At 54.7% G+C, this 23,880-nt stretch carries 19 protein-coding genes and 1 pseudogene; 9 read left to right on the top strand and 11 right to left on the bottom strand.

Going from position 1 to position 23,880, the window contains the following annotated elements; all coding sequences use genetic code 11:
• Positions 1-27 precede the first annotated feature (27 nt).
• Together clcA and argC are read right to left on the bottom strand one after the other, a co-directional pair.
• Entirely contained in the window at positions 28-1,413 is a 1,386-nt protein-coding gene (gene clcA / locus ACUY4Q_RS11930; protein ID WP_458047221.1) for a H(+)/Cl(-) exchange transporter ClcA, read from the bottom strand.
• A gap of 203 nt (positions 1,414-1,616) precedes the next feature.
• Positions 1,617-2,543 carry an N-acetyl-gamma-glutamyl-phosphate reductase gene (gene argC, locus ACUY4Q_RS11925; protein ID WP_458047220.1) on the bottom strand — a complete coding sequence of 309 codons (927 nt, stop codon included), beginning with the start codon at positions 2,541-2,543 and terminating at the stop codon, positions 1,617-1,619.
• A 104-nt stretch (positions 2,544-2,647) separates the two neighbouring features.
• On the opposite strand from argC, the gene ACUY4Q_RS11920 reads away from it, so the two are divergent.
• A complete protein-coding gene (locus ACUY4Q_RS11920; RefSeq protein ID WP_458047219.1) occupies positions 2,648-3,535 on the top strand; it encodes a LysR family transcriptional regulator in 888 nt (295 codons plus the stop codon).
• A gap of 14 nt (positions 3,536-3,549) precedes the next feature.
• Here the strand turns inward: ACUY4Q_RS11920 and ACUY4Q_RS11915 are convergent, their stop codons facing one another.
• Positions 3,550-4,458, bottom strand: coding sequence for a LysR family transcriptional regulator (locus ACUY4Q_RS11915; protein WP_458047218.1), 909 nt, complete (start codon positions 4,456-4,458; stop codon positions 3,550-3,552).
• A 94-nt stretch (positions 4,459-4,552) separates the two neighbouring features.
• Here ACUY4Q_RS11915 and ACUY4Q_RS11910 point away from each other — a divergent pair, with 94 nt between their 5' ends.
• The gene (locus ACUY4Q_RS11910) at positions 4,553-5,032 is read left to right on the top strand and encodes a DMT family transporter (RefSeq protein WP_458047217.1); all 480 of its coding nucleotides are present in this window, start codon (positions 4,553-4,555) and stop codon (positions 5,030-5,032) included.
• Between the two features lie 75 nt (positions 5,033-5,107).
• Here ACUY4Q_RS11910 and ACUY4Q_RS11905 read toward each other — a convergent pair whose 3' ends face one another.
• From ACUY4Q_RS11905 to ACUY4Q_RS11875, 7 genes and pseudogenes are all read right to left on the bottom strand, one after another.
• A complete protein-coding gene (locus ACUY4Q_RS11905) occupies positions 5,108-7,324 on the bottom strand; it encodes a glycoside hydrolase family 2 protein (protein ID WP_458047216.1) in 2,217 nt (738 codons plus the stop codon).
• Positions 7,314-9,988, bottom strand: a pseudogene (locus tag ACUY4Q_RS11900) (response regulator). Before ACUY4Q_RS11900 ends, ACUY4Q_RS11905 begins: the two are co-directional and overlap by 11 nt.
• A gap of 2 nt (positions 9,989-9,990) precedes the next feature.
• The gene (locus tag ACUY4Q_RS11895; RefSeq protein ID WP_458047215.1) at positions 9,991-10,425 is read right to left on the bottom strand and encodes a globin family protein; all 435 of its coding nucleotides are present in this window, start codon (positions 10,423-10,425) and stop codon (positions 9,991-9,993) included.
• The gene (locus ACUY4Q_RS11890; RefSeq protein WP_458047214.1) at positions 10,422-11,816 is read right to left on the bottom strand and encodes a DUF3131 domain-containing protein; all 1,395 of its coding nucleotides are present in this window, start codon (positions 11,814-11,816) and stop codon (positions 10,422-10,424) included. Before ACUY4Q_RS11890 ends, ACUY4Q_RS11895 begins: the two co-directional genes overlap by 4 nt.
• Complete coding sequence (locus tag ACUY4Q_RS11885) at positions 11,801-13,345, bottom strand: DUF3131 domain-containing protein (RefSeq protein ID WP_458047213.1); 1,545 nt, start codon at positions 13,343-13,345, stop codon at positions 11,801-11,803. Before ACUY4Q_RS11885 ends, ACUY4Q_RS11890 begins: the two co-directional genes overlap by 16 nt.
• Complete coding sequence (locus tag ACUY4Q_RS11880) at positions 13,342-14,673, bottom strand: DUF3131 domain-containing protein (RefSeq protein WP_458047212.1); 1,332 nt, start codon at positions 14,671-14,673, stop codon at positions 13,342-13,344. Before ACUY4Q_RS11880 ends, ACUY4Q_RS11885 begins: the two co-directional genes overlap by 4 nt.
• Complete coding sequence (locus tag ACUY4Q_RS11875) at positions 14,670-16,487, bottom strand: glycosyltransferase family 2 protein (RefSeq protein ID WP_458047211.1); 1,818 nt, start codon at positions 16,485-16,487, stop codon at positions 14,670-14,672. The genes ACUY4Q_RS11880 and ACUY4Q_RS11875 overlap by 4 nt, the downstream gene beginning before the upstream one ends.
• A 284-nt stretch (positions 16,488-16,771) precedes the next feature.
• On the opposite strand from ACUY4Q_RS11875, the gene opgC reads away from it, so the two are divergent.
• From opgC to ACUY4Q_RS11850, 5 genes are read left to right on the top strand one after another with little or no spacing between them, the layout of a single operon-like run.
• Positions 16,772-17,989 (top strand): OpgC domain-containing protein, encoded by a 1,218-nt coding sequence (gene opgC / locus ACUY4Q_RS11870; protein WP_458047210.1) that lies wholly within the window; start codon positions 16,772-16,774, stop codon positions 17,987-17,989.
• 10 nt (positions 17,990-17,999) lie between these two features.
• The gene (locus tag ACUY4Q_RS11865) at positions 18,000-18,899 is read left to right on the top strand and encodes a hypothetical protein (RefSeq protein WP_458047209.1); all 900 of its coding nucleotides are present in this window, start codon (positions 18,000-18,002) and stop codon (positions 18,897-18,899) included.
• Positions 18,900-18,909: 10 nt separating this feature from the next.
• Positions 18,910-20,118 carry a PP2C family protein-serine/threonine phosphatase gene (locus ACUY4Q_RS11860; protein WP_458047208.1) on the top strand — a complete coding sequence of 403 codons (1,209 nt, stop codon included), beginning with the start codon at positions 18,910-18,912 and terminating at the stop codon, positions 20,116-20,118.
• Positions 20,115-20,453 carry an STAS domain-containing protein gene (locus ACUY4Q_RS11855; RefSeq protein WP_458047207.1) on the top strand — a complete coding sequence of 113 codons (339 nt, stop codon included), beginning with the start codon at positions 20,115-20,117 and terminating at the stop codon, positions 20,451-20,453. The genes ACUY4Q_RS11860 and ACUY4Q_RS11855 overlap by 4 nt, the downstream gene beginning before the upstream one ends.
• A gap of 19 nt (positions 20,454-20,472) precedes the next feature.
• Positions 20,473-20,898: an ATP-binding protein gene (locus ACUY4Q_RS11850; RefSeq protein ID WP_458047206.1), complete on the top strand. Its 426-nt coding sequence runs from the start codon at positions 20,473-20,475 to the stop codon at positions 20,896-20,898.
• Between the two features lie 58 nt (positions 20,899-20,956).
• Here the strand turns inward: ACUY4Q_RS11850 and ACUY4Q_RS11845 are convergent, their stop codons facing one another.
• Positions 20,957-21,856: a LysR family transcriptional regulator gene (locus ACUY4Q_RS11845; protein WP_458047205.1), complete on the bottom strand. Its 900-nt coding sequence runs from the start codon at positions 21,854-21,856 to the stop codon at positions 20,957-20,959.
• 124 nt (positions 21,857-21,980) lie between these two features.
• Here ACUY4Q_RS11845 and ACUY4Q_RS11840 point away from each other — a divergent pair, with 124 nt between their 5' ends.
• Positions 21,981-23,360, top strand: a complete 1,380-nt coding sequence (locus tag ACUY4Q_RS11840; protein ID WP_458047204.1) for an MFS transporter — start codon at positions 21,981-21,983, stop codon at positions 23,358-23,360.
• Positions 23,357-23,749 carry a DUF4440 domain-containing protein gene (locus ACUY4Q_RS11835; protein ID WP_458047203.1) on the top strand — a complete coding sequence of 131 codons (393 nt, stop codon included), beginning with the start codon at positions 23,357-23,359 and terminating at the stop codon, positions 23,747-23,749. Before ACUY4Q_RS11840 ends, ACUY4Q_RS11835 begins: the two co-directional genes overlap by 4 nt.
• Positions 23,750-23,880: the final 131 nt, after the last annotated feature.

The following is a 23,880-nucleotide window of genomic DNA, read 5'->3' as shown; positions in this document are numbered from 1 at the left end:
CAGAACACGACATGTTGCCCGTGAGGCTTACGTCTCACGGGTTTCAGCTTGTTTGGCTAAGGTTCGGGCAAGAATGGAAGAATAGAGCGGTTTACCGCCGAGGAATTGCGCCAGTAGCGTAGCCCCGAGGCAGGTGATGATCATCGGTAAAATAAGCTGGTAGTTATCCGACATCTCCAGCACCAGCACTATGCCAGTAAGCGGAGCCCTGACGGAGGCGGCAAACAGCGCGCCCATGCCGGCGATGGCAAATGTACCGGCTTCCAGTCCGTAAGCCGGGAACAGATCGGCTACGCCGACGCCATAAGCCGTGCCCAGCACGGTCCCTAACGCCAGCATAGGCGCAAAAATTCCGCCCGGCGCACCTGAACTGAAGCAGAGCAACGTGGTCAGCAGGCGGACCAGAAACAGGGCAATCAGGGCGTAAAAGGTGAATCCCCCTTTTGCTGCCTCAGGAATCAATGCAAATCCACCGCCTGCGCCGGGTGCGTAAAACAGTGCAAGGATCCCACACGCGCCGCCAATGCAACTGCCGATCACCACTGCGCGCCCATTACGTCCGCCGTACAGGCGCCGAAAACCATCCTGAAAAATGAAGACGAGGCGGTTGAATACCACGCCGACAACCCCGAACAGCATGCCGAGAATCAGGTAGAGCCATAACGTATTTACCGGGGCGTTGGATAACTGGCCGACGGCAATGACCGGGTTTTCACCATTGAAAATCCGAAAGACGATGCTGGCCATTATCACGCCAATGAAAACGGCCTTGATGGAGATGAGGTTGTAGCGAAATTGCGGGCGCATCTCTTCAAGAATAAAAAGGATGCCCGCCAGCGGTGCGTTAAAGGCCGCGGCCAGCCCCGCAGCAGCACCCGTTGCTAACAAAGAGTGACGCGCTTCAGCCTGTTTTACTCCCAGCAGGTCCGTCACCATGCGGCCAATATTGCCGCCAAGCTGAACTGTCGGGCCTTCTCTGCCAAGCACCATGCCTGCGCCCAGTGTGCCCATACCGCCAAAAAACTTCACGGGGATAACACGCCACCACCGTACCGGGCGCAAATCCTCCAGCGCGCCTTCAATCTCAGGAATTCCTGAACCCGATGCCTCGGGGGCAAAAAACCTGACCAGCGCATACCCGACCATGGCTAACAGCCCGGAGAGGGCAAAGGCCATAAGGCATAACGTCCATCCGCTGAAACCAGACTGTGAGAGCAGTGTGGTTCGAAAATGCTCTACGGCATTCACAGCACGAAAAAATGCGACGCCAACCAAACCCACCAGGGTGCCCACCAGTGCGGCGCAGACCAAAACGGCGACGGGCGTTTTGTCGCGGTAAAGCAGGGCCCTGAACATCCCTTTTCTGGCGCGTTCTGATTGCGGGACCTTAACCTCTGAAGTGTCTGTATCCATGATTCAATTCAACAATATTCTTTACCCGAAAGGGGTAGGATTTTATCCATCCTGAAAAGATTAAACAAAACCCTTCTCGTTACAATACGTATCGGGCGTGCGGATCCAACGATACAGCACCCACGCGTGGCTTCGTGCTAAACGGTGAGCAGTCTGGTGTTTTAGGCAGCATCGTACCCGGAACCGCTGAAAAGCGCAGGCGTTCAGTCTGCGCTCAGCATCAGGTCAAGGTTTTGCACCGCCGCGCCCGATGCGCCTTTACCAAGATTATCAAAAACGGCGGTGAGCAGAATCTGCCCGGTTTCCGGGTTCGAAAAGACGCGAAGCGCCATGTTATTGGTACCGTTAAGCGCTTCAGGATCAAGCCGTTCTGCCTCCCCGGCCGTGGTCTGCGCCAGCACCTTGACGTGGCCGCAGTGACGGTAATGGTGTGAAAGACAAGCCTGGATGGCGGCAGGCGTGGCAGAGTGAGGAAGCAAGCGTTGCTGGAGTGGCACGCTCAGGACAATTCCCTGGCGATAGGCACCGTAGGCGGGCATAAAAAAGGGTGCCACCGTGAGCTTCGCGTACTGCACGATTTCAGGCACATGTTTATGTTTCAGGGCCAAACCATAGGCCTGGAAAGTGGGCACGGATGCCGCGTTTTCACCCTCATAAAGCGCGATTGCCGACCGTCCGCCTCCCGAATAGCCGGACACCGCATGAATCGAGACAGGGTAATCCGCTGGCAGCAGCCCTGCATTCACTAACGGCAGCAACAGGCCAATGGCACCGGTGGGGTAGCAGCCTGGGTTGGTGACGCGTTTCGAGATGCGAATGTGCTGAGCTTGCTCCGCGCTCATCTCAGGAAAACCGTAGGTCCAGCCTGGTGAGACCCGATGCGCTGAGCTGGCATCAATCACCCGAACATGAGGATTCTTCACCATCGCGACGGCTTCTCTGGCCGCCTCATCGGGCAGACAAAGCATCGCGATGTCACAGCTGTTAAGCATTTCCGCCCGCCGGTGTGTGTCTTTGCGCTCTGCGGGCGGGAGCGTCAGCAGCGTAATGTCCTTGCGGTCACGCAAGCGATCGTGGATTTGTAAACCTGTCGTGCCTTGTTCGCCATCGATAAAAACCTGCATCTTCATTATTTCCTGATTGGGGAAGGGGGATATCAGGATGTTGAGCCCGCTTTAAGTGTGGGTAAAGTTGAATTATCTTAACGTCAGATTCAGTTTTTCTGAGGCATGCTATGCGGGAAATAAACCTTGACCAGCTACGTACCCTGGTCACCATTGCCGATACCGGTTCCTTTAACGAAGCGGCGCAACGGCTTCATTTATCGCCGCCCACGGTCAGCCTGCATATTTCCGAACTTGAAAACCGGCTGGGCACAACACTGCTTTCACGCACCCGGGGCAACATCAGGCCGACGGCGATTGGCGAAAACCTCGTGACGCATGCACGTCGTCTGCTGGCCGATGCGGCATGGGTGCTTGAGGACATATCCCGCCAGGCCAGGGGATTAACCGGGCAGGTCAGAATAGGCGCGTCGACAGGGGCCATCGCTAATCTGTTGCCCAGGGCAATTGAAAGACTTGCGCTGTCTCACCCCGGTATCGATGTCCAAATTTCCGTGCTCACCTCCCAACATACGCTCGAACACCTGAAATCCGGCGCACTGGATATCGGTATTGTCGCGCTCCCGCAACCGCGGATCGCAGGGCTGAAAATTGACGCCTGGCGGCGGGATCCGGTCGTGGCTTTCCTGCCCGCAAGCTGGCAGGCGCCTGAGACGGTGACAGCGGATTGGCTGATGAAGAAACCCCTGATACTGAATGGGTCAGGCACACATTTATCCCAACTGACCGACCACTGGTTTGCAGGAGCAGGCCATCACCCGGTGGCTAAAATCACGCTCGATTACAACGATGCCATTAAAAGCCTGGTGGCGGCCGGCTATGGCGCAACGCTTTTACCGCTGGAGGCGGGAACGTCATTATCCAGCGATAACCGTATCGTCTGGCGCGCCTTAACACCGCCTTTATGGCGAGAATTAGGATTAGCCTATCGCGAAAGCGCGCACGATCTTTCCACCCGGCACTTACTTTCAACGCTGCAGGATTTAGAACAGGAATAAGGGACGGCAAAGCATTATCGCAATGGCGCGCAGCTTGTCTTAATCACATCTCGTAGCCAAAGGTGTGCGGGATCGTGATTTTTTCGCGCATGCCAGGCCTGTTCGAAGTCAAAGCCGGGAAGGGGGAACGGCGGTGTAAATCTGGCCAGGGTTTCATCACCGCTATCGGGCGAAACGGTATGGCTCGCCACGGTTAATACCAGATCGGTGCCCGGAAGCAGATTGATGGCTGCGCCCCAGTGCACAAGCGACACGCAGATGCGGCGTTTGAGTCCCCTGGCAAGTAATGCTCTCTCTATTTCATCGACCGCATCGGGTTCAGCAGCGAGCTTAATATGGGGTCTTGCCAGCCACTCTTTAAGGGTCAGTTCACCTTTCGCGGGCAGAAATCGTTTATCAGCAAGGCAGATAAACGCCTCAGAAAAAAGCACCTCTCTCTGTAGCGTGTCCGGGGCATCGGGGAAAACGCCGAGCGCCAGGTCCACTTCGCCGTCGTTCACTTGCGCCAGCATGCGTTCCCGACTTGCCTGAGTGATGACCAAATCCAGGCCCGGCGCCTGCTCCCGTAAATAAGCAACCAGAGGCGGTAACACGATGCGAGCGGCGTAATCCGACATGGCGATCCGAAAGCGTCCCTGTGCCGTGGCGGGGGTAAAGGCGGCGGGACTCAGCAGGTTATTCAGCTCGTACAGCGCGGTTTCAAGCGGCCCAAGCAGCGTTTGTGCTCTGGCTGAGAGCGTCATTTTCCCTTTGCCTGCAATAAGCAGCGGATCGTCAAAATGGGTTCGCAGCAGGGCCAAAGAGTGGCTCACCGCAGGCTGGCTGCGATGAAGCCTGAGTGCGGCGCGGGTGACATGTTTCTCAGTGAGAAGAGCATGCAGCGTCAGGAGCAGGTTCAGATCTATCTTTCTCAGCTCATCCATTTCATGCATATCCTCTATGCGAATTACTGATTTCAATAAATATAACGGATAGTGAAAGATAACGGCATCGAAACATCTCCCGCTGAGGTCGTACATGTTCATCAAAACGTTAATCATTGCCTTTATCCCCACCGGGATTGCTTTTCTCGCTGGCGCACTGCTCCCCATTCAGGTGTCTGGCAATGCTGCGGTAGGTAAAGCGCTGGGGCATCCGTTGTGGGGCGCGCTGGTCTCGCTGACGGTCAGTATGCTTGTTCTTGTCCCGCTGCTGTGGGTTATCAAAGTCCCATCACCGCGTTTGGCGGTGGCCTTAGCCGGCCCCTGGTGGCTGTGGATTGGCGGTATCGTCGGGGCCATATACGTGCTCAGCGCCACTGCGTTGACGCCTGTACTGGGTGCCGCCAGTTTTATTGTTCTGGTGGTCGCCGGTCAGACCATTGCGGCAATCGCCGTCGATCACTGGGGGTTAATGGGGCTTACACCGCGCCCCGTCACGCTTGCCAGGTTGGCAGGGGGAATGTTGATCGTTGTCGGCGTGGTGTTGGTTCAGTACACCGGACGTAGCGGAGGTTAACGTCACCCCGTCTCTGTTTCGGCCCTTTGTTTTGACAACGGGCCGGTCGGGCGTGATGGGCCAGCAGACGTCTGTTCATTCGGCCTTGCCAGCTAGCGGGGCGCTTTCAACCGCCTCCTCACGCTGGTTTTTCCCCACAGTTTTCCCTGCTTTATTCTCAATACGATAGTCAATGACCACCTTATGATCGCTCGGCGGCGTAACGGTGACTTCGTTTATCATTTCACCTGAATCCGGGGGCAGAGTATGTGTTGAACGCCCTCTGGAGAGGATTTGCCCGTTTTGTTTTACCTGCCAAATAAGACGACAATCTTCGCATGCCGACCAGGTGTCGTTTATGGCCCACAATCGAACGGTCACTGTACTTCCCTTACGCCATGTGGCCGTCACCGGTTCAATGGAGGGCAGGAGCGGCTGATAAGCATTCTGCAGCGCGTAGTATCCCGCTTTCGGTTTGCGTAGATAATCCACGACGCCCCAATTCACTGAGGGCCAGGTCTCCACAAACATGAAGTGGAAAAGGGCGGTCACGGGTTGATAACGCTGCCGGCGATAGCTTTCCGCCGCCGTAGCGACCAGCTGTGCCTGATAGTGCTGGGTGTTATCAATCATCTCGTTAATATTTTTCCCGCGCGGGATGCCGGCAAACTTAAAGGTCTGAAAAGGCTGGAAGTTATGATACTTCCACAGCGCCCATCCTGGATCATCAGCGGCGGTGCTCTTCGGCCAGAGCAAGGCGGGGGGCACAATGGTTTTAAGCGTCGAAAGACGTGGCAGCGCCTGAGCACCGAACTCGGTAATGACGGCGGTTTTAGCCGGCGCCAGCAGATCGCGTAGGGTGCCGAAATACCATCCGGCCCAGTAATGTTCTTCGACCGCTGAGAAACGATGCACGAGGCGGGATGTATCTTCTGCCAGCGTGTCGCCCACTCTTTGGGTCAGCGCGCGGTTTAAATCCTTATTCCAGTCAGGAAAACGTTTTTCCATCCACGGTGAATTCCACGGCGGTTCATTATGACCGCCCCATACGATAATGGCGGGGGAATTACCGAATTGTTCGACCATCTCGCGGGTCTGTCGGACAGCAATGTCGGCAAATTCAACGCTGTTATCATAGCCCCACTGGAGAGGGACATCCTGCCAGATCATCAACCCCATCTCATCGGCCACGGCATAGAGTTCACGACCTGCCACGTGCCCGTGCACCCGGATCGCATTGGCGTTCATCCCCTGAACCAACTCAAAGTCCTGGCGGTATTTTGCGCGCGTCATGGTGCTGAGCCACGGGGAGCCGATATAGTTACTGCCTTTGATAAATAAGCGTTTTTCGTTGATGCGCCAGCCTTTATTCTCAGGCTGTTCTTCCAGCTTTCGCAGCCCTGTCCGCGTGACGGCGGTGTCCATTATTCCCTTATCATCAATCAATGAGGCGCGAACCCGGTACAGGTTGGGTTTGCCAAAACCTACCGGCCACCAGAGCCTGGCCTGTTTCATCGGAAGGCGAATACTCAGGCTTTGTGTTGCGCCATCGGTTTTGTTCAGCGTAACGGGATAGTCCTGCTGAAAGCGTTGACCAAAGAAGTTGTCTGGCGAGGCTATCAGTCGCAGGGTGGCTGTTCCCGTGGCTTGCGCACGGTAACGAATATCGGCTCGCAGTACGGGATTTTCCAGTCCATCCTGCCAGTCGGGACGAAGGATCACATTATCTATCGTGACGCCGCGGCTCAGATGCAACCTCACCGGGGCCCAGATGCCGCCGGAGTTGGCATCCTGACCCTTTTCGGACCAGGCGCCGCCGGGGCGCGTGTCATGCTGATTCAGCACCCCTTTCACCAAGGTTTTATGCAGCGGCCAGATGGTTTTCGGATCTTCATACGGACTGTCCACACGAACGGCGAGCTGATTATGGCGCTTCAGCGCAGCGCTGACGTCGACCGGGAAACGCTGAAAATAGCCCTCATGGCGCGCAAGTTTATTCCCATTAAGCGTGACATCGGCGAAATAATCGACACCATCAAACACCAGCGTTGCCATCTGGTCGGGGGCCAGAGCGGGTACGCTAAATTCATGGCGATACCACAGGGCGCCCTGATGATCGTAACCGACACTGTACCAGTTGGCGGGAACCTTAAGCGCATGCCAGCCATCGACAGGGCCGGTCTTACCGTTGAAGGCGCTATCGTTAGCGTCATGGATTTGCCACGTCCCGGCCAGCGACCAGGTCACGGGGAGGGGCGTCGCCAACGCCGGTGGCAGACACATTAATAGCAACCAAACCCCTTTACGGATCATGCTTTATCTCCTGCATTCGGTGCTGTAACCAGGCGGCGACACGCCTGGACTCCTCTCCAAGTTGCTGGCGCAATGCCCCGAGTCCGGCCCGGTCCCCGGAGGTGGCCTGGTGCTCAAGATGTTGCAGCACATCGGTGAGGTGAGAAAAACCGAGGGTCACGGCTTCGCCGCGAAATTTATGTGCAGCCCGTTGTAAGCCCTTACGATCGTCCTGATCGATGGCGTTTTCCACGGCAGCGGTCGCCGCGCTAAGACCTGCACTGAAGAGGGCAAGCAGCTCATTCACCAGGTCGGGATCATCCGCGCACTGCTGCAAAAGCAGCGCCTCGTCTGGCATCCCTTTATTGTCCGGAGACACCAGACGCATAATTTCACTGCGCATGGCGTCCTGGCTTACGGGTTTGGCGATATAACCGTCAAAGCCCATCATCAGACAGCGCGCTTCATCACCCTGCATAGCATGGGCGGTCATGGCGATAGCGGGCTGATGTCCTGCCCCCCGGACACGCTCCTCTTCACGAAGGAGACGAATCGCGGTTTCGCCGTCCATTTCCGGCATTTGCAGGTCAATCAGCAGGATGTCCCAGCGCTCCGCCTGCCAGCGCGTCAGGGCATCACGTCCATTATTGACCACCTCGCACTGATGGCCGAGCCGCTCCAGTAAGCGTCTGGCGACTTTCTGATTTACCACATTGTCTTCGGCCAGCAGAATTCGCAGCCCGCTCTGGGCCGGTTCAGGCGTATCGACGGGCGGGGGGCGGGGACGGTGTTAGCCGTGACCTCGAATACGCTGGCGATAACCTGATAAAGCTCGGCCTGCGTGACGGGTTTATGCAGATAGTGCGCGATACCAATGCGTTTGAGCATGTTCGGGTCAAAATGGCGACTCATGGAACTGAGCATAATGATATGGCTTTGCTCTACCTGTGGAAATACAGAGAGTTCAAGCGCCAGAGAAACACCGTCCATTTCCGGCATTTGCGCATCAAGCAGGATCAACGGCCAGAACGCGTCTCCCCCCGCCAGTCGCAGCGCCTCGCTGGCATTATTGACACAGGTCGGTGCCAATCCCATCTGGTTTAGCATGGTATCGAGTAGACGCAGATTCGTGCTGTTGTCGTCAACGACCAGGACCCGCTCACCGTTGAAGCGAACTGCCGATTTCCGTTCCGTCAGCGAGGTCTGGGGTTCAGCCAACGGCAGGCTGAAGGCAAACTCACTGCCGACGCCGGGCTCGCTCTCCACCGTCAGGTTACCGCCCATCAACGTGACCAGCCGGGCGGAGATGGTCAGCCCCAGACCCGTTCCGCCATAGCGTCGGGTTGTTGAACTGTCCGCCTGACTGAACGCCTCGAAAATGGCCTTCTGTTTTTCTACCGGGATGCCGATACCGCTGTCGCGGATGCGAAAACGCCACCGGTTTTCCCCCTCGTCGGGTTCAACAATCAGCAGAACCTCGCCCTGATGAGTAAACTTCAGCGCGTTACCCAACAGATTGGTAAGGATCTGGCGCAGCCGTGGCCCATCGGCCAGTAACCTGTCCGGCACGGCGGGGGAGATGTCGACCAGTAGCTCAATCCCTTTTTCACTGGCAGCGGGCATATGCGGACGAATCAATGACTGGATAAAAGGACGGATGTCGACCGGTTCGAGATCCATCTCAATTTTGCCGGACTCAATGCGGGAAAAATCGAGAATGTCATTGATGATATGCAGTAAGGATTGGGCTGAACTCATGACCAGTGAAAGGTACTCTCGCTGATCCTGATTGAGAGGGGTATCCAGACAGAGTTGCGTCATGCCTAAGATGCCGTTCATCGGGGTACGAATTTCATGGCTCATGTTAGCCAAAAAAGCGCTCTTCGCCTCGTTGGCCTCATGGGCGACCTTAGCGGCCTCAATGGCGAGCAATTCGGCCTCCTTGCGGCGGGTAATATCCTGCAGGGTGCCAATGACCCTTTCAGCCGCCTGGTGCATGTCGAGGGTGACGACCTGCCCGGAAACCAACATCCAGCGCCAGCCCTGCGTCGGATGCTCAACGCGAATTTCACATTCAAACACGGGCCGATGCTCTTTTTTCGCCGCGGTCATCGCGTTACGCAGGGTGGCACGGTCCTCCTCATGGACCAGGTTCAGCAGAAAATGCAACGGATAGCGCCACTGCGATCGTGACTGGCCCAACATTGCCAGCAGCGTATCGTTCACCTGCAGGTTATCCTGCGACACCTGCCAGTCCCAGATACCGATCTGGATTGATTCGGCAGTGAGTAAAAAGTCATCATGCAACTGGTGGCGAGATTGCTGCGCCTCGTCAAGTTCAGTGATGTCAGTATGCAGACTCACAATACCGCCATCCTTAAGCCGCTGATGTTGAACATAGATTCGTCTTTGTCCTGACTGCCTGACTTCGCAGTGGCGTGCCTGTCGGCAGTTGCGAACGATCGCTTCCCGCAACGTCTGTTGACGGCTGGGATCGATGCTATAACCTACATCAATAAATTTACCGACCAGATATTCGAGAGTCGCACCGGTCTTTAACCACGGGGCCATCACCGGGTAAAAAACCGTGACCTGGTCATTCCACACCACCAGGCGTTCGGTGCTGTCGTAGATCATCACCGCCGAGGGCAGCATGTTGACATCGAAACGGGATGGGGTTGGCATCGTTACTCGCTCCCGGCTCGATAGTGCAACTCGGCCTGGCGACGCAGGTATTCCAGGCCGGGCGCAATGGCCATCGCCCAGGCGGTCAGGATCTCTTCATCGCAAAGGGGATCGTGCGCACGTACGGTTCTGAGCATCGCTTCGCGCCAGTAGGCAAAAAAACGGGGCGGTAACCGCAGGCCAGCCTGGCTCTGTTCGCGAGCCAGTCGCTCAAGAAAATCCGGCACGAAGAGCGCCCCGTCTACCGCCAGCATGGCGAAGAAGCACTTGAAGATCATCTGCTGTCCTTCCTCACCGGGTCGTTGGGCAAAGTGCTGCTCGGTTTCAGGCGACATATGCAAAAAAGCGCTGTAAAAAGAGTGAAAGAAGCGCTTCTTGTCATTCTCCGGCAAGACGCGGTTCAGGCTTGCCTCAAAAAGATCGCGATAAAATTTCATGGCTTAGCCCTCACAGACCATTCTCCCGGCAGGCACAGACCCGGTGGGTTAAATTCATCTGACACGCGCCGGGAAAAATAGCTTTTCTCATCAACGAGGCCGTTTTTAATGAGTGGCCCGGCCTTATGCTTATAAAGAAGTGATTCCAGAACGATGGCGTTAGTAGAGAGGGTTATCATCGAATTCGTGTCGCCGGTTGCCTCGACACGTCCCTCAAACCAACCCTGCTGCGGGTTGTTCAGATGCTGCGTCACCGCCATGAGGGCGTCGGTATAGTCGTTTTCCCAGAGCGTCCACAACACGAAAACGGCCTTGGTTGTCACCTGCGCCAGGCGCGGATAGTAACGACCGTCATCGCCCAGGGTGTTCCAGGCATAACCGTTACCCCACACGGTATCTTCAACGTGCCACGGCGCTTGCGATAAGGCGAAATCTGCGCGCGCGGTGAGAACGTTATCGCGCTCCCAACGCGATTTTTGACTGAGCCACACCCCTTCAGCCCTGGCGCGGAAGGCATCTGTCACCTCGGCAGGTAAGCCCGGCGGTTGCCAGCCGAACTCGAGGCCAGGCAGCATAGCGGGCAGGGTGGTCAACAGCGAAGGCTGCCAGGTGGTGCGCGGGTCTCGTGTGTCAACGGCGAGGCTACGTTGGTAGAGGATTACGTTGCGGGACGGCGGAGTGAGGGCTTTCCCGACCGGGAATCCCCACAGTCGAAACGCGCTGGCGGCATATTCGCTCTCGCCCAGACGAAGCTCCTCGCGGGTCACCGTCTGTCCGTTTTCTAACGAAGCGGACCACAATTCGCCTTCGTTATCCAGCACCGGGCAGAAATTCCAACGCAGGACGATTTTATCCAGGTATTCCCGATATTGCGGCGCGTATTCGGCGGTCAGCCTTAGCGCCAGCATCAGCCTTGCCATATCCTTTGCTGACCAGCCGCTCTTAACCGGTTTACCGCTGAAATCAATGGGCTTCGCCGTCTGACTGGAGTAAAGCCTGCCCGGCACCCGGGCATCGGTCAGCGTCAAACGATTCAGTGTCCCGAGCAGTCGCGTCAAGCGGGCATCAAACTCGGCTCCGTTTATTAGCCCAAGCTCTCTGGCTGAGACCAGCGCCACGAGGGTGTCGCCCATTTGCCAAAGCGTGACACGTGGTTGCTTGTCGCTGCCGTTAACCAGGCCAGTCTGCGCTTGCGTATTATTGGCGAAATAGCGCCATGCGATACGCGCCCACTCGTGCTCCTGCGGCGTCAGGCTGCTAATGCGTGCAGAGGTGTGCCAGCCTCCGTTACTTAGCCAGCGCCAGCCCGCACCGTGTTGACCAAACAGCGCAAAGGCGATGAGCGTAACGAGGATGATAACGGTCAGCCACCGCGCTACTGTTTTAAGCATTGCGCAGTCACCGGCGGCAGTTTAATGGGTTCGTCCGCATTGCAGGATGGGCACTGACAGGCCTGGCAGGCAGATTGTGTTCGCATCGTCGTCCCGGTTTGTTCACACCAGCTCTTCACGGCGGGCGTGCTTTCCAGGAAAGGGCGGTTGCGCGGTTTGTTATTGGGATCAAACAGATCGACGAGCTTTTTGTCCCAGAGAGAAGGGGCGAAATCGTGATTTTTAGGGTTATCGCTATTAAATTGCAGCAGTTTGCCCTCTTTTTTGAAGAGCAGTGCTTCCAGCATGATGCCGTTATTATTCGCCGTGAACTCTTTAATCGGGCCATCACCATTTTCGTAAAGCCCTTCGTAATAGCCTTTGCCCTCTTCGTTGGCGTTTTCGATAGTCGTGAGCAGCCGGTCGGTATACGGAGAATCCCAGAGCACCCACATGCCAAGCGCGGCTTTCAGTGATACGGCAGCAGTGTTGGGAACGAACTGGCCTTTATCGGTGATGGTATTCCAGTTGAAGCCGTCGCTGAAAACGGTGTCGTAGACAAAATAAGGGGATTTATCAAGCTGATGCTCTGAACGCGCAGTGAGTATCCCCGTGATGGCATAGCGGTTTTCCTGCGCCTGATAAACGCGGTCGGCAAAGTTCTTCATCCACGGATGAGAATAATTGCGCGGACTGTTGTTACGATCTGTTGGATTATCAAAGCCAAATTCCAGACCATACAGCAGGTAAGATTCGGTAACGACATAGTTATGTTGCGACGTCATACGCGGGTCGCGCGAATCATAAGGCACCAGCACACAGTAAATTTCTGCCAGCTCATAGGGCTGAGGACGACTGGCCTGGCAGGTGCGAAATCCCCAAAGCTGAAAGCCCGCTGCGCCATACTCCTCATAGCCCAGTCGGCCTTCCTGCACATATTTTGGCTGACCGTTTTCAAGGTAAGCGCCGTACAGGGTGCCACAGGGATCGATAGCATGACTGAAGTCCCAGCCAAGCACGACGTTATCCACACTGTTGCCGTATTCCGGGTAACGCTCTTTAATGACTTTTAACCAGACCAGCATCCTGCCGATGTCGAGCGCGGAAAAACCGATTTCACCGGGTTTATTCTGGTAATCCACTTTCTGCCCACTGATGGTGTTATAGGCTTTGTTGGGTAATTCGTTACGAAAAAGCACCAGCGTATTCAGGGTGGCGAGAAATTTCAGCATCCTGCGGTCGAACTCGGCTTTATCAATAATGCCCAGTTCGCGCGCTGCCGTCATCGCGGCCAGATAAGAGGCGCTGTCCCACATCGTGGTGGAGGGATATTTGTTTACAGCATTCACCAGCCCAGTGGTGGGCTGGTAGTTGGTGACAAAATACTGCCACGCGTTTTTCGCGATGGCCATCTCTCGCGGACTGAGCTCACCGCTGCGTGGCGCATAATCTGATGCCGGAAGCCCGGATGCCGCCTGCACCCCCGAGAGAGTGAGCCAGAACGCCATGAAGCCGGCCAGGATGGGAAATAACAAAAATTTCAGCTTCATGGCGTCGCTCCTGCTGAAGACGTTGAGGGAGAAGAGGGGGTGAGACAGGCGAGACACAGCATCTGCCCGCGGGTAATGTAAGCCAGGCTTTCAAGCACAATGGCATTGGTGTCGGCGTCAACGATATCGTTCACGCTGTTATTCAGATTCAGCCCTCTTTGCCAACCTTTGCCGGGTATCTGCAGTGATTTCACCTGTTGGCGCAGTGCTTCGCTCCAACTGTTACGAAACAGGGCGTACCAGGCAAAGGCCGTGCGCGTTGAGGTGATCGCCGTCTGCTCCGGGGTGGCATCGCGCAGGGCGCTGTTTTGTAGCGGCTGGCGATTAGGCAGATCGTTAACGTAATCTGGCGCAGGCTCTGCGTAATCTGTACTGATGGGCGGTTTACTGACCCGCAGGCTGTGGCGACGTTGTTGAACTTGCATGATGCGCCAGGTGATTTCCGCGCTCTGGGCGTCAAAGCCCAGCTCCAGCCCGGTTAACAGATAAGGCAGGCTGATGAGCGACGGTTGGCGGCCCCACGGGGTGCGTAGCCCCTCGTCAGGCACCATGATGCCGTCGATGTCGATCATCTGCTGCCCTGAGGGCGGGTTAGTGACTGCCAGTCCAGCGGCGCTATTTATCAGTCGAAGCATATGGCTGGCATACAGCCGATAGCCGAAGCTGTTACGGGGTTCGTCCGTCGCAAGAGCCCAATGGTGCAGCGGGGCCGCGGCAGCACTGGCCGTGTTATTTTCAATTAACGCGCCGACATTCCACTGATTAAAAATATCGCGTATGGCGGCAGCATGCTGGGGGTAACGCCATAGCAGTGTTTGCAGCGCGTTCAGCAAACGCCCCATTCCGATGGCCGAAGAGTCGGGTTTACCCAATATCTTCAATGTGTCCGCGTGATAATACGCCGCAGGCAGCCCCTGAGCGTTAAGCGGAATTTGTCCAAGCGTGAACAGGGCCGCCGTAATACGCTCATCGAACTCATCGGTTGTCAGAATGTTGAGCTCTTTGGCTGAGGCCACGGCAAAAAGATAACTGCCAACACTCCACAGACTGAACCACGGCTCGCCATCGTGCGCATTGGCAAGCCCGTTCGGCTGGGTATTGTTGACATAGTACTGCCATGCCACTCGCGCCCAGATCGCCTCGTCAAAGGTCAGCGCTCGCGCGCCAGGTAATGGTGGGAAGTCTTTACTCAGCGTCATTCCCGTACTGCTTTCTACCCGCGTCGGCATCTGTTTTTCTACCCAGACGACAATGGCGAATCCCAACAAAAAACCGATGAGGATAGTGAGGTAGCTCCGCGCGGTCAGTAATGCGTTGCCTTTACTCATGCGCGCGTCTCCTCTTCTTCGGGCGGTGTCCACATGGCGGCGAGGATAAGCGGCAGCATGGCCGCAATGTTCACCGCTCCCCAGAAGATATTGATGACGTAGCCGGAAGGATCATCAACTTGTCCACGCGCAACCTGGACGCCCCCCCAGATAAGCCCCAGCAAGGTCAGAAGGACGATGGCAATCTGGGGTTTTACAAGATAGAGGAAACGGCCTTTTTGTCGCTCTTTGGGGGTGACGTGAAATTTAATTTGCTCGCCCCGCAGGACCGTATTGAGCGCCCGCAAATTCATCGAAAAAAAGGAGAGGTAAGAGGCTCTCCCGTCCCAGGCCGAAATGCCCCATGTCCCGAACATAAAGGCCAACTCTGACAGGATAAAAAAGGGCAAAAAGTGAAGATAAAAGGGTTCTGACCAGGCCGAGACCGGAGGGATGCCGGTAAAAAGGTAAATAATGGGCGAAATCAGAAAGACGGTGTTCCATACGCAGGCCATATAAGACCAGAAGGTTGTCGCGTACATCAGCGTTTGCGGTAACGAGAGCTTAAACCGGCGGCGGCTAAAGATATTGTCGTGAAAGAGAATATCCAGCGATCCTGCGGCGTATTTAAAACGCTGAATCATCCATGTCAACATATCCTGCGGCGATAGCATTTTGGATTCCACGCGCGGATGCATGACCGAACGCCATCTGCGCGCGGCGTCGCCGTGCAGCAGAATTGAGGTATAGATATCTTCGGACACATGGAACTTATAGGGGGTTAATTCTGTATCGAATGCGACATGAGGGCGCATGGCGTCCTGCAACGTTTTACGCATAACGGGATCGTGAATATCACGGGTATGTCTGTCTATTTCCTCTTCCACGGTCCAGACGTAGCTCCGCAATGCCGCCTGCATAACGGCTTCACGGCGATGTATTGATGCGGCGCCGCAGCAGAACGCGGCGTTAGCCCAGTTCCGGCGGCGTAAGATTACATCGTAAAACATGCGGGGATCGTTGAAGAAAGGGTCTCGCCCGACGGTAATCGGTCCGACGATTTTTTGCGCTATCCAGCCAAGTCCGTAACCCGCTTTGCCTGCTTTGCGCTCCAGCCAGCGCGCCAGGTTTTCACCTTCCGGCAGGTCGAAGAACCATTGCGGCGTCTGAACCCAGGCGACATCCGGATCGCGAAAATACCCCAGCGTGTGGCTAAGCAGCGTGGGGAAGACCCGGGTATCGGCGTCGCAAATGATCAGGAAGTCTCCGTCGGTCTGCTCCAGCCCGTTACGAAGATTACCAGCCTTGTAGCCGATGTTGGTCTGACGGGAAATATAATTGACCCCTTCCTGTTCACATACGGCTCTCATTTCCGGTCGCCGACCGTCATCAAGCACATGCACACGGTAATCCAGGGGAACGGGATAGGTCATTTTCATGGCATCACGGATAGAAAGCCTGACGAGCTCCACGTCTTCCGAATAGGTGGCAATGAACAGGTCGACTTTAATGGGCCGCACCTCAACCTGCTCGTCAGTGAGCAGACAATCGTTGATTGTCTCAGGCGGTGACGTTTGCGGCGGATCTTCTTCCTTCCATAAATTAATGGTGAACAAAATCGTCCCGATCCAGGCCAGCGTTTCCGCCAGTACCAGCGGAATGGCATACCATAATGCATCGGTATTTAATGAAGCAGTCCAGCGCCAGTAAATATAATTTCCGCCGAGGATCAGCGCCGCGACTGCTAATACCTGCCAGGTCATCATTACCCAGCGCGGCGTGTTGAGCGGCTCAGGGGGTTGGCGATTTTCAAAACGGGAAAAATAAAAATCCATAGTAAAGGATATCCTGATTCCGCAATGGCTCTGGATTAAACACGTTTTGCCAGCCACTGGCCGTTAATAAGAAAATAACACCTTGCTAAACAGTGCTTAAATTGAGTGTAGATGGCATAAAAAAAGTGTCCAGAAAACAAAAGTATCTATTATTAAGTGGCGCTTAACTTAATGGTCACTGCAATTAATATATTCTGGCATCGGTTAACAATTGCCAGAAACGTATCTTTGAGCTATCTAAATAATTTACCAGATGTTTTTTGTAACGGATGAAAGGTCCTGCCATGAGCCACGTCGCACCCGTCCTTCCGCAAAAAGAGATAAGTAAATCAATGTCATGGAGATATGATGTTGCGGGGGCGCGTGATTTGCGAATTGATTTAATGCGCGGTATTGCATTAGTGATGATGGTGGTGGCACATATGGAAATCATGTCAATATTTAATATATTCACATGGGAGCGATTTGGGCTTACCACTGGGGCAGAAGGTTTTGTCATTCTCTCTGGCTTCATGTTAGGAATGCTTAATCGTGCCAGATTACGCAAGTCAGTCTTACTGACGGTTTCATGGGGGCTTTATCTTAGAGCGTGGAAAATATATCGCGTTAATATCATCATCATAATTTCATTACTGCTGTTAGGGTACATTCCTTTTTTGAACTTGTTTGAGGTCACGCACTTTACAGATCGTTATTCAGGGACCAGTTGGGCGCTTTATCCAGTCACGCCACAAATTAAGGAAACCTGGTTTAACATTATTCTCTATCTACAAATTGGCCCCCATCAAACACAAATCCTGGGGCTTTATATTTTTCTTCTGCTGCTCAGTCCGCTGTTTTTAGGCATGCTACAAAGAGGAAAAGTGTACTGGCTGTTGAGCCTTTCACTGTTGGTTTATGGTTGCTGGCAGCGCTGGCCGATGCGTCTGACCGCAGCCGAATTTGAGTTCGCATTTCCTCTGTTAGCCTGGCAATTTATTTTTGTGCTGGGGATGAGCAGTGGCTGGTACAAAGAGGAGTTACTCTCTTTTGCCCGCACCCCACCCGGAAAAATGACGGTCGCGCTGTTAGTACTCATTGCACTGGTAATGGGATTTATCGCGCAAAATCACACCAATCCCTTCATGCCGCCCGCTTTGCTGATGCATACCATTTCGCCGGAAAATTTTAATGCCTTTTACCACACGTGGGCGGCAAAAAATGGGCTGGGACCGATGAGGGTATTAAACGACATAAGTCTTATGGTCGCGGTCTATCTGCTATTGACGTTTTGCTGGAAACCCATCTTCCGCCTGACAGGGTGGTTTCTCATCCCGCTGGGCCAGCATTCTCTTTATACCTTTATTTTACATGTCTACGTTGTCCTGCTGGTTAGCCAAGTCGTCACCTTCGATTTGTGGCGTCAGGCGTGGATTGAAAACACACTGGTTCATGCCGCTGCGCTGGTCGCACTGTGGCTAATGGCGAAATATAACGTCGCCGCGCGCTGGATACCTAACTAAGGATGGGCAGATGCGTGTGAAATATTTACTGGTATGTGCGCTCCTGAATGCAACATCGGCGGTGGGCGCTACACCGACCGATGAAAAAGAGCTGCTCAGGGACAAAAATGGTGAGCCGGTACAAGCGGGGGTATTTACCAGTCGCTGGGGACGGCTTTTCTCGGGCAATGACAAAGTCTTTTCAGGTGCACTGAGCTTCAGTTCTGGCCTGAAAGAGCAATGGATGACCATCCCCAACAGTTCCAACAGCGCAGAGCAGAAGAAAAAGATTAATCAGACGCTCAATTTAAGCCTGCAGTACTCTCCTTATAGCTTCTGGTTTGCCAACGTGACATCGCGTCTGCCAGTCACCGATACCAGTCGCTACACGGCAGATTATCGCTACAGTTTTGGCTATGACGACTGGCATGCCAACACCCTTAGCCTTGTCTATAGCAACTACGGTGATAACCATTTCTGGACCTCAGGGAGTCGCCGCAATACCTATTTTGAACAGGGTGCGGTGACGCTGGCTTATAAGTTCTCATTGCCGAAGCCCGTTGAACAGTCGCTGCTCATCAACAAAGGCGACAGTATTATTTGTCAGGTCGGTTACAGCTGGGTACCGCGCTACTACGATCTCAGCAGCAATGATATTCGCAAGAATAAAAATGTGATGCTGGGTGGGTGTGGCTACACCTTTGAACAACATTTCTTTGTCCGCGCGACGGCGTTCTGGTTCCCTGACAGCAGCCAGCAACAGCCCTGGAACGGTGATTACAGCTACAGCTTTGGTTACGCAGGTTACACGCCGGGTTCTTTCTCAGTGCAATATGCGAATTTTTCCGGCACCCGCTATCCGGGCCACCAGAGTGGAAATGGAAAATTTCGTGAGGGCTCGGTCAGCCTTATCTGGTTTTTACCGCTTTAAGGGGGGCGACATGTCTGCATTACATGTACTGATTGTTGAAGACTCCGTGATATACCGCCGCCTGTTAAGCCGGATGCTGGTTCAATGGGGCTACATTGTCAGCGAAGCGGAGAACGGTATCGCCGCGCTGGAGATCCTGGCAACTCAACCGGTCAGTTTGATGATCAGCGACTGGGAGATGCCGGAGATGGATGGGCTGACGCTGTGTCGGGAGATCCGCAGCCGTCAATTTGGACGCTATATCTATTTAATTCTCCTCACGGCACGCGAGGATTCAGGCGATCTGATGCGGGGATTTGATGCCGGCGCGGATGATTTCCTGAAAAAGCCCGTCGAACAGGGAGAGTTACGGGCACGTCTGCACGCTGGCGCACGCATTCTGACCCTTGAAGCCACCCTGGCCGCACGCAATGCACGGCTTAGCGAGGCGCTGCAACAGATTGAGCAGGATCTTGAGATGGCGGCGCGGGTTCAACAATCCATTCTGCCTTCTCACCAGCTGCGCTATCGGGATTATTTCTCTGACTGGCTTTTTCTGCCGTCGGCCTGGGTCTCGGGAGACATTTTTAATGTCTTCCCGCTGGACAATCACCTGGGATTTTACTGCGTTGACGTTTCAGGCCATGGCGTTGGCGCGGCCATGATGTCCCTTGCGGTGGCACGCCAGTTTCTTCACGGCAGGGCGGTTGAGCGTTTTCTTTTTTCCGCAGACGACGAGGTCGCCTCCCCGGCGGAAGTCGTTCGGATTCTCAACGGGCGTTTTTGCAGTGACGAAGCGGACATTGTGAGCTATTTCACCATGATCTACGGCGTGATTGATCTGGATACGGGGGTGGGGAGGCTATGTCAGGCAGGGCACCCGACCCCCTTTATCGTCACCACAACCGGAGAAATCAGGCCGGTTGGTACCGGCGGCGCGCCAGTGGGGCTGATGCCCGATCTTCACTGGACGGATACCCGTTTTGCGTTGGCGCCAGGTGAACGGCTATGCCTGTTCAGCGACGGAATTACTGAATGTGAGAATCCGCATGGCGAGCAGTTCGGGCAGGACCGTCTGCAGCGCTGGCTAAAAGAGAGCGCCGACCTCACGCTGGACGCGCTTCTGCCGCGATTTGGTGAGCATCTTATCGGCTGGCGCGGTGCTGATGAGGCAGAACAGACCACGATGGCCGATGATGTTTCACTCTTAGTCATAGAACGTACAGGAGAAAATGGATGAAAATCGAAACTGAGCGTCAGTCCACTGTGAATATCCTCACCCCGGCGGTGCGCAGGCTGGATGCCTCGGTGGCTGCCGCCTTCAAAGAGGCCTTCACGCGCGAGATAGGGGACGATAAAAAAGCGCTGATCGTTGATTTCTCGAAAATTGATTTTATCGACAGTAGCGGTCTGGGCACCTTGGTTTCATTATTGAAAATGATGAATGGCCGAGGAGAGATGATATTGTGCGCGCTAAATCCAGGGATCCACAATATGTTTACCCTCACGCGCATGGATCGCATTTTTCGTCTCTGCCCGGATCGCGCGTCTGCCCTCGACCTGTTGAATCAGTGACGCGCCAATGTCCAGTCAGATGACGTTTCCCGCTGCGTTAAATACGCTTTCGACGCTGGCGGCGTGGCTGGCGGAAACACTTGCCTCGTTGCCCCTGAGCGACGAATGGCGTTACGCCTTTGATCTTGCCGCCTGTGAGACAGCCACAAATATCATTCGCCATGCGTTGCACGAAGATGAACGCCGCACATTCAGCGTGGAATGTCTTGTCACCGGCCAGAGCGTCATGTTGCGTTTTACTGATTCCGGAGACGCCTTATCCAGCGAACGCCTTGCGGCGGCGCGCAGGGCGGCCTTCTCTGACGACGGACTGTTATCGGAAAGCGGCAGGGGACTGATGTTGGTTTTGCTTTATGTCGATACCTTCAATGTGGCGGCCAGCAAAGGCATCAATGTCACGACGCTGGAAAAGTTTTTTTCATCTCCGCCAGGAACAGGCAGTTAATCACTTCAGCTCATCCCATCCTGCTTTCTGGTCACGATAGCTGCCGTTGATTAAGGGGTTAACCGTTGATACGCGCGTGCAAAAAATCGATAAAGCGTCTCACTTTTTCAGGGACATGACGCGTACCAGGGTAGAGGGCGTAGATGCCTTGTTGCGGGAACTGATGGTCCGGCAACACCCTGACGAGGCGATGGTGTTCCAGTGCTTCTTTAACCAGCCATGACGGCAAAAGCGCCACGCCCGCACCGTTGAGTGCAAAGGCCAGCAGCGCCGACGCGCTGTCGGCCATCATTTTTACAGGCTGGCTGGCTTCAAAGATCACATGCTCCCCTTCAGGCGTGAGCACATGCCAGTTCAAGGGTGTTGAAAGGCGGCTGTGTGCAATCCAGTTGGCCTCAGCGAGTTGCTGCAGAGTGTGGATCGTTTCTTCGTTGAAGCGCGCTAAATATGCCGGTGACGCGACGGGAAAAATAGCGAAGTTGTCGATAAGCCTTGCATGATGATTCGAATCCGTAAGCTGCCCGAGCCGGATCGCCACATCAAATCGCCCGGCAATGAGGTCGTCATTTTGCGAGGATGAAACAAACTGAATGCGCAGTTCAGGGTGCTGTGAAACGAACTCCGCCAGTGCGGGGGCCACGACGCGCGCCCCATACTCCGGGGTCGTTGTGATACGCAGCGTACCGGTCAGTCCGGCATGATCGCCGCGAACATCCTCCAGTACACGCTCCGCTTCCTGAAGAAGCCGCAGACAGTGGTGATAAAAGCGTTCGCCGGTCTGCGTCACCGAGATCTGTCGGGTGCTTCTGGTGAGTAAAGCGACACCCAGTTCCTGCTCCAGTTGTTTGATATTGAAACTCACCACGGCTTTTGTCAGCCCCAGCGTTTGGGCAGCACGGGTGAAGGTTCCGGCTTCAACCACCGCAACAAACATTTCGAGTCGCTGCATATTCACCATCACGGGGTTCCTTTTTACTTTTATTGTCAAAAATTTTTTGACAGTAAAACAAAACAGCGTGAATTTATCACGACAATTAAACTTCTTATACTGCGCGCTTCCTGCTGTTTCCAATGAGTAAGTTATGAATTATCGCGTGCGCGTGGCCAGTGTGTATCTGCTGGGATTTTTTATCGATTTGGTCAACATGTTTATCGCCAATGTTGCTTATCCCGAGATAGGCCGCCATTTTGCTGCCCCTGTAAGCGAACTGGCATGGATAAGCAATGGCTATATTCTCGGGCTGACGCTGGTGATTCCAGGCAGTAGCTGGCTGGCAAAACGCATCGGCGCAAAGCGTGTATTTATGCTCTCGTTACTGGTGTTCATGGTCGGGACAGCCGGCGTGGCGGCCTCTTCAGCGGTTTCACAGCTTATTGCCTGGCGGTGTCTTCAGGGAGCTGGCGGTGGAATGCTGATACCGATAGGTCAGACGCTGGCCTATGCGTTGTATCCTCGTCATCAACGCGCAAAACTCTCATCGGCGGTTATGCTTATCGCTTTGCTGGCGCCGGCACTGTCGCCTGCCTTGGGTGGTGTGCTGGTAGACAGCGTAAGCTGGCGCGGCGTTTTTCTGGTGAGTTTGCCGCTCGCGGGCCTGGCACTAATACTGGCCGGCTGCTGGCTCAAACCCGATCGTAAAGCGCAAATCACGCCACCCTTCGATCTGTTCGGATTACTCACGGCCTGTTGTGCCCTGATTCAACTCATGCTGGGGCTGACTTTTCTGGGCGAGAAGAACCACCTTCTGGCAGGGGGACTGTTGCTGTTGTCGGGCATACTCGTCATGACAATCTATGTCAGGAATGCGCTCAAGAAAGCCCATCCGCTGCTAAACCTGCGTTTGTTAAAGGATCCTCTTCTGCAGACCGCAATGCTGGTGTATCAACTGATCCCCGGCGTCTTTACCGGCGTGAATCTTATCGCCATGTTTTACCTTCAGGATCAATTGGGTATGCCTGCATCATCGGTGGGCGCATTGATGTTGCCCTGGGCCATGGCATCCGCTGTGGCGATCTCGCTGACGGGAAAAAGGTTTAACCGGTCGGGGCCACGGCCCCTGTTTATCACCGGTTGTCTGGTACAGGGGCTCGGCATCGGTCTACTGGCAATGACGGCTGATGCCGCCGAGGTACTGACGGCCGTAACGGCATTCACATTGATGGGATTTGGCGGCAGCTTGTGCAGCAGTACGGCGCAGAGTGCAGCTTTTCTCCAGATAGCAGAGCAGGATCTGGCAGATGCCAGCGCCCTGTGGAATATCAATCGGCAGCTCAGTTTTTGTGCTGGCGTGACGCTCATCAGCCTGATGTTCACGCTCATCGCGGGGACCGGGTTGCCATCAGGTCAGGTCTGGACACTATGCTTCTTGCTTGCCGCGTTCAGCGCCATCATTCCCCTGGCCTGTTGTTTACGCATTAACAACCCGAAAATTATCTTCACTCTTCATCAGGAGCAAAAATGAATCGTTATTTGCAAGAAGTACTGGACGCGCACGTCCTGATTGGCGACTGGCTGGGCAATGCCGCTACCCCGGCGAGCCTCTGCGACGATTTGTTATCGCGTTTCAGTCCTGCCTTTACAATGGTGACGCCCGCAGGAACAGCGCTTGATTTTACGTCGCTTGCGCGTTTCTTCCGTTCCCAGCATGGCGCGCGCCAGGGATTGAAGATTGAGATCGAAGAGATGCAACTCATCGCTGAGCATAAATATGGGGCGACTGTGACCTATAAAGAGAGACAGCATATCCCCGGACAGAACATTACCTGCCGTTTTTCAACGGTGGTATTCGAATGTACCGAAGAGGGGAGCATGCGTTGGCGGCATCTGCATGAAACGCTGCTGGCCGCCTGAACACATTCACCGGCTTAACCGCAAGCCGCTCGCCGCCAGGCAATTTATCATCCACACTTAAAGCAAAGGAATGGTCTGTGCAGGCATTGTGATTTACACTGCGCGCTGCAAAATTTTGAGCAGATAATCGA

Source organism: Phytobacter cepae, from assembly GCF_054165735.1.
This window is presented reverse-complemented; position numbering and strand designations above follow the sequence as displayed.

Bases quoted from the DNA above. Each gene is read 5' to 3' on its own strand.
- clcA (WP_458047221.1), bottom strand. From the start codon at position 1,413: ATGGATACAGACACTTCAGAGGTTAAGGTCCCGCAATCAGAACGCGCC.
- argC (WP_458047220.1), bottom strand. From the start codon at position 2,543: ATGAAGATGCAGGTTTTTATCGATGGCGAACAAGGCACGACAGGTTTA.
- ACUY4Q_RS11920 (WP_458047219.1), top strand. From the start codon at position 2,648: ATGCGGGAAATAAACCTTGACCAGCTACGTACCCTGGTCACCATTGCC.
- ACUY4Q_RS11915 (WP_458047218.1), bottom strand. From the start codon at position 4,458: ATGGATGAGCTGAGAAAGATAGATCTGAACCTGCTCCTGACGCTGCAT.
- ACUY4Q_RS11910 (WP_458047217.1), top strand. From the start codon at position 4,553: ATGTTCATCAAAACGTTAATCATTGCCTTTATCCCCACCGGGATTGCT.
- ACUY4Q_RS11905 (WP_458047216.1), bottom strand. From the start codon at position 7,324: ATGATCCGTAAAGGGGTTTGGTTGCTATTAATGTGTCTGCCACCGGCG.
- ACUY4Q_RS11895 (WP_458047215.1), bottom strand. From the start codon at position 10,425: ATGAAATTTTATCGCGATCTTTTTGAGGCAAGCCTGAACCGCGTCTTG.
- ACUY4Q_RS11890 (WP_458047214.1), bottom strand. From the start codon at position 11,816: ATGCTTAAAACAGTAGCGCGGTGGCTGACCGTTATCATCCTCGTTACG.
- ACUY4Q_RS11885 (WP_458047213.1), bottom strand. From the start codon at position 13,345: ATGAAGCTGAAATTTTTGTTATTTCCCATCCTGGCCGGCTTCATGGCG.
- ACUY4Q_RS11880 (WP_458047212.1), bottom strand. From the start codon at position 14,673: ATGAGTAAAGGCAACGCATTACTGACCGCGCGGAGCTACCTCACTATC.
- ACUY4Q_RS11875 (WP_458047211.1), bottom strand. From the start codon at position 16,487: ATGGATTTTTATTTTTCCCGTTTTGAAAATCGCCAACCCCCTGAGCCG.
- opgC (WP_458047210.1), top strand. From the start codon at position 16,772: ATGAGCCACGTCGCACCCGTCCTTCCGCAAAAAGAGATAAGTAAATCA.
- ACUY4Q_RS11865 (WP_458047209.1), top strand. From the start codon at position 18,000: ATGCGTGTGAAATATTTACTGGTATGTGCGCTCCTGAATGCAACATCG.
- ACUY4Q_RS11860 (WP_458047208.1), top strand. From the start codon at position 18,910: ATGTCTGCATTACATGTACTGATTGTTGAAGACTCCGTGATATACCGC.
- ACUY4Q_RS11855 (WP_458047207.1), top strand. From the start codon at position 20,115: ATGAAAATCGAAACTGAGCGTCAGTCCACTGTGAATATCCTCACCCCG.
- ACUY4Q_RS11850 (WP_458047206.1), top strand. From the start codon at position 20,473: ATGACGTTTCCCGCTGCGTTAAATACGCTTTCGACGCTGGCGGCGTGG.
- ACUY4Q_RS11845 (WP_458047205.1), bottom strand. From the start codon at position 21,856: ATGGTGAATATGCAGCGACTCGAAATGTTTGTTGCGGTGGTTGAAGCC.
- ACUY4Q_RS11840 (WP_458047204.1), top strand. From the start codon at position 21,981: ATGAATTATCGCGTGCGCGTGGCCAGTGTGTATCTGCTGGGATTTTTT.
- ACUY4Q_RS11835 (WP_458047203.1), top strand. From the start codon at position 23,357: ATGAATCGTTATTTGCAAGAAGTACTGGACGCGCACGTCCTGATTGGC.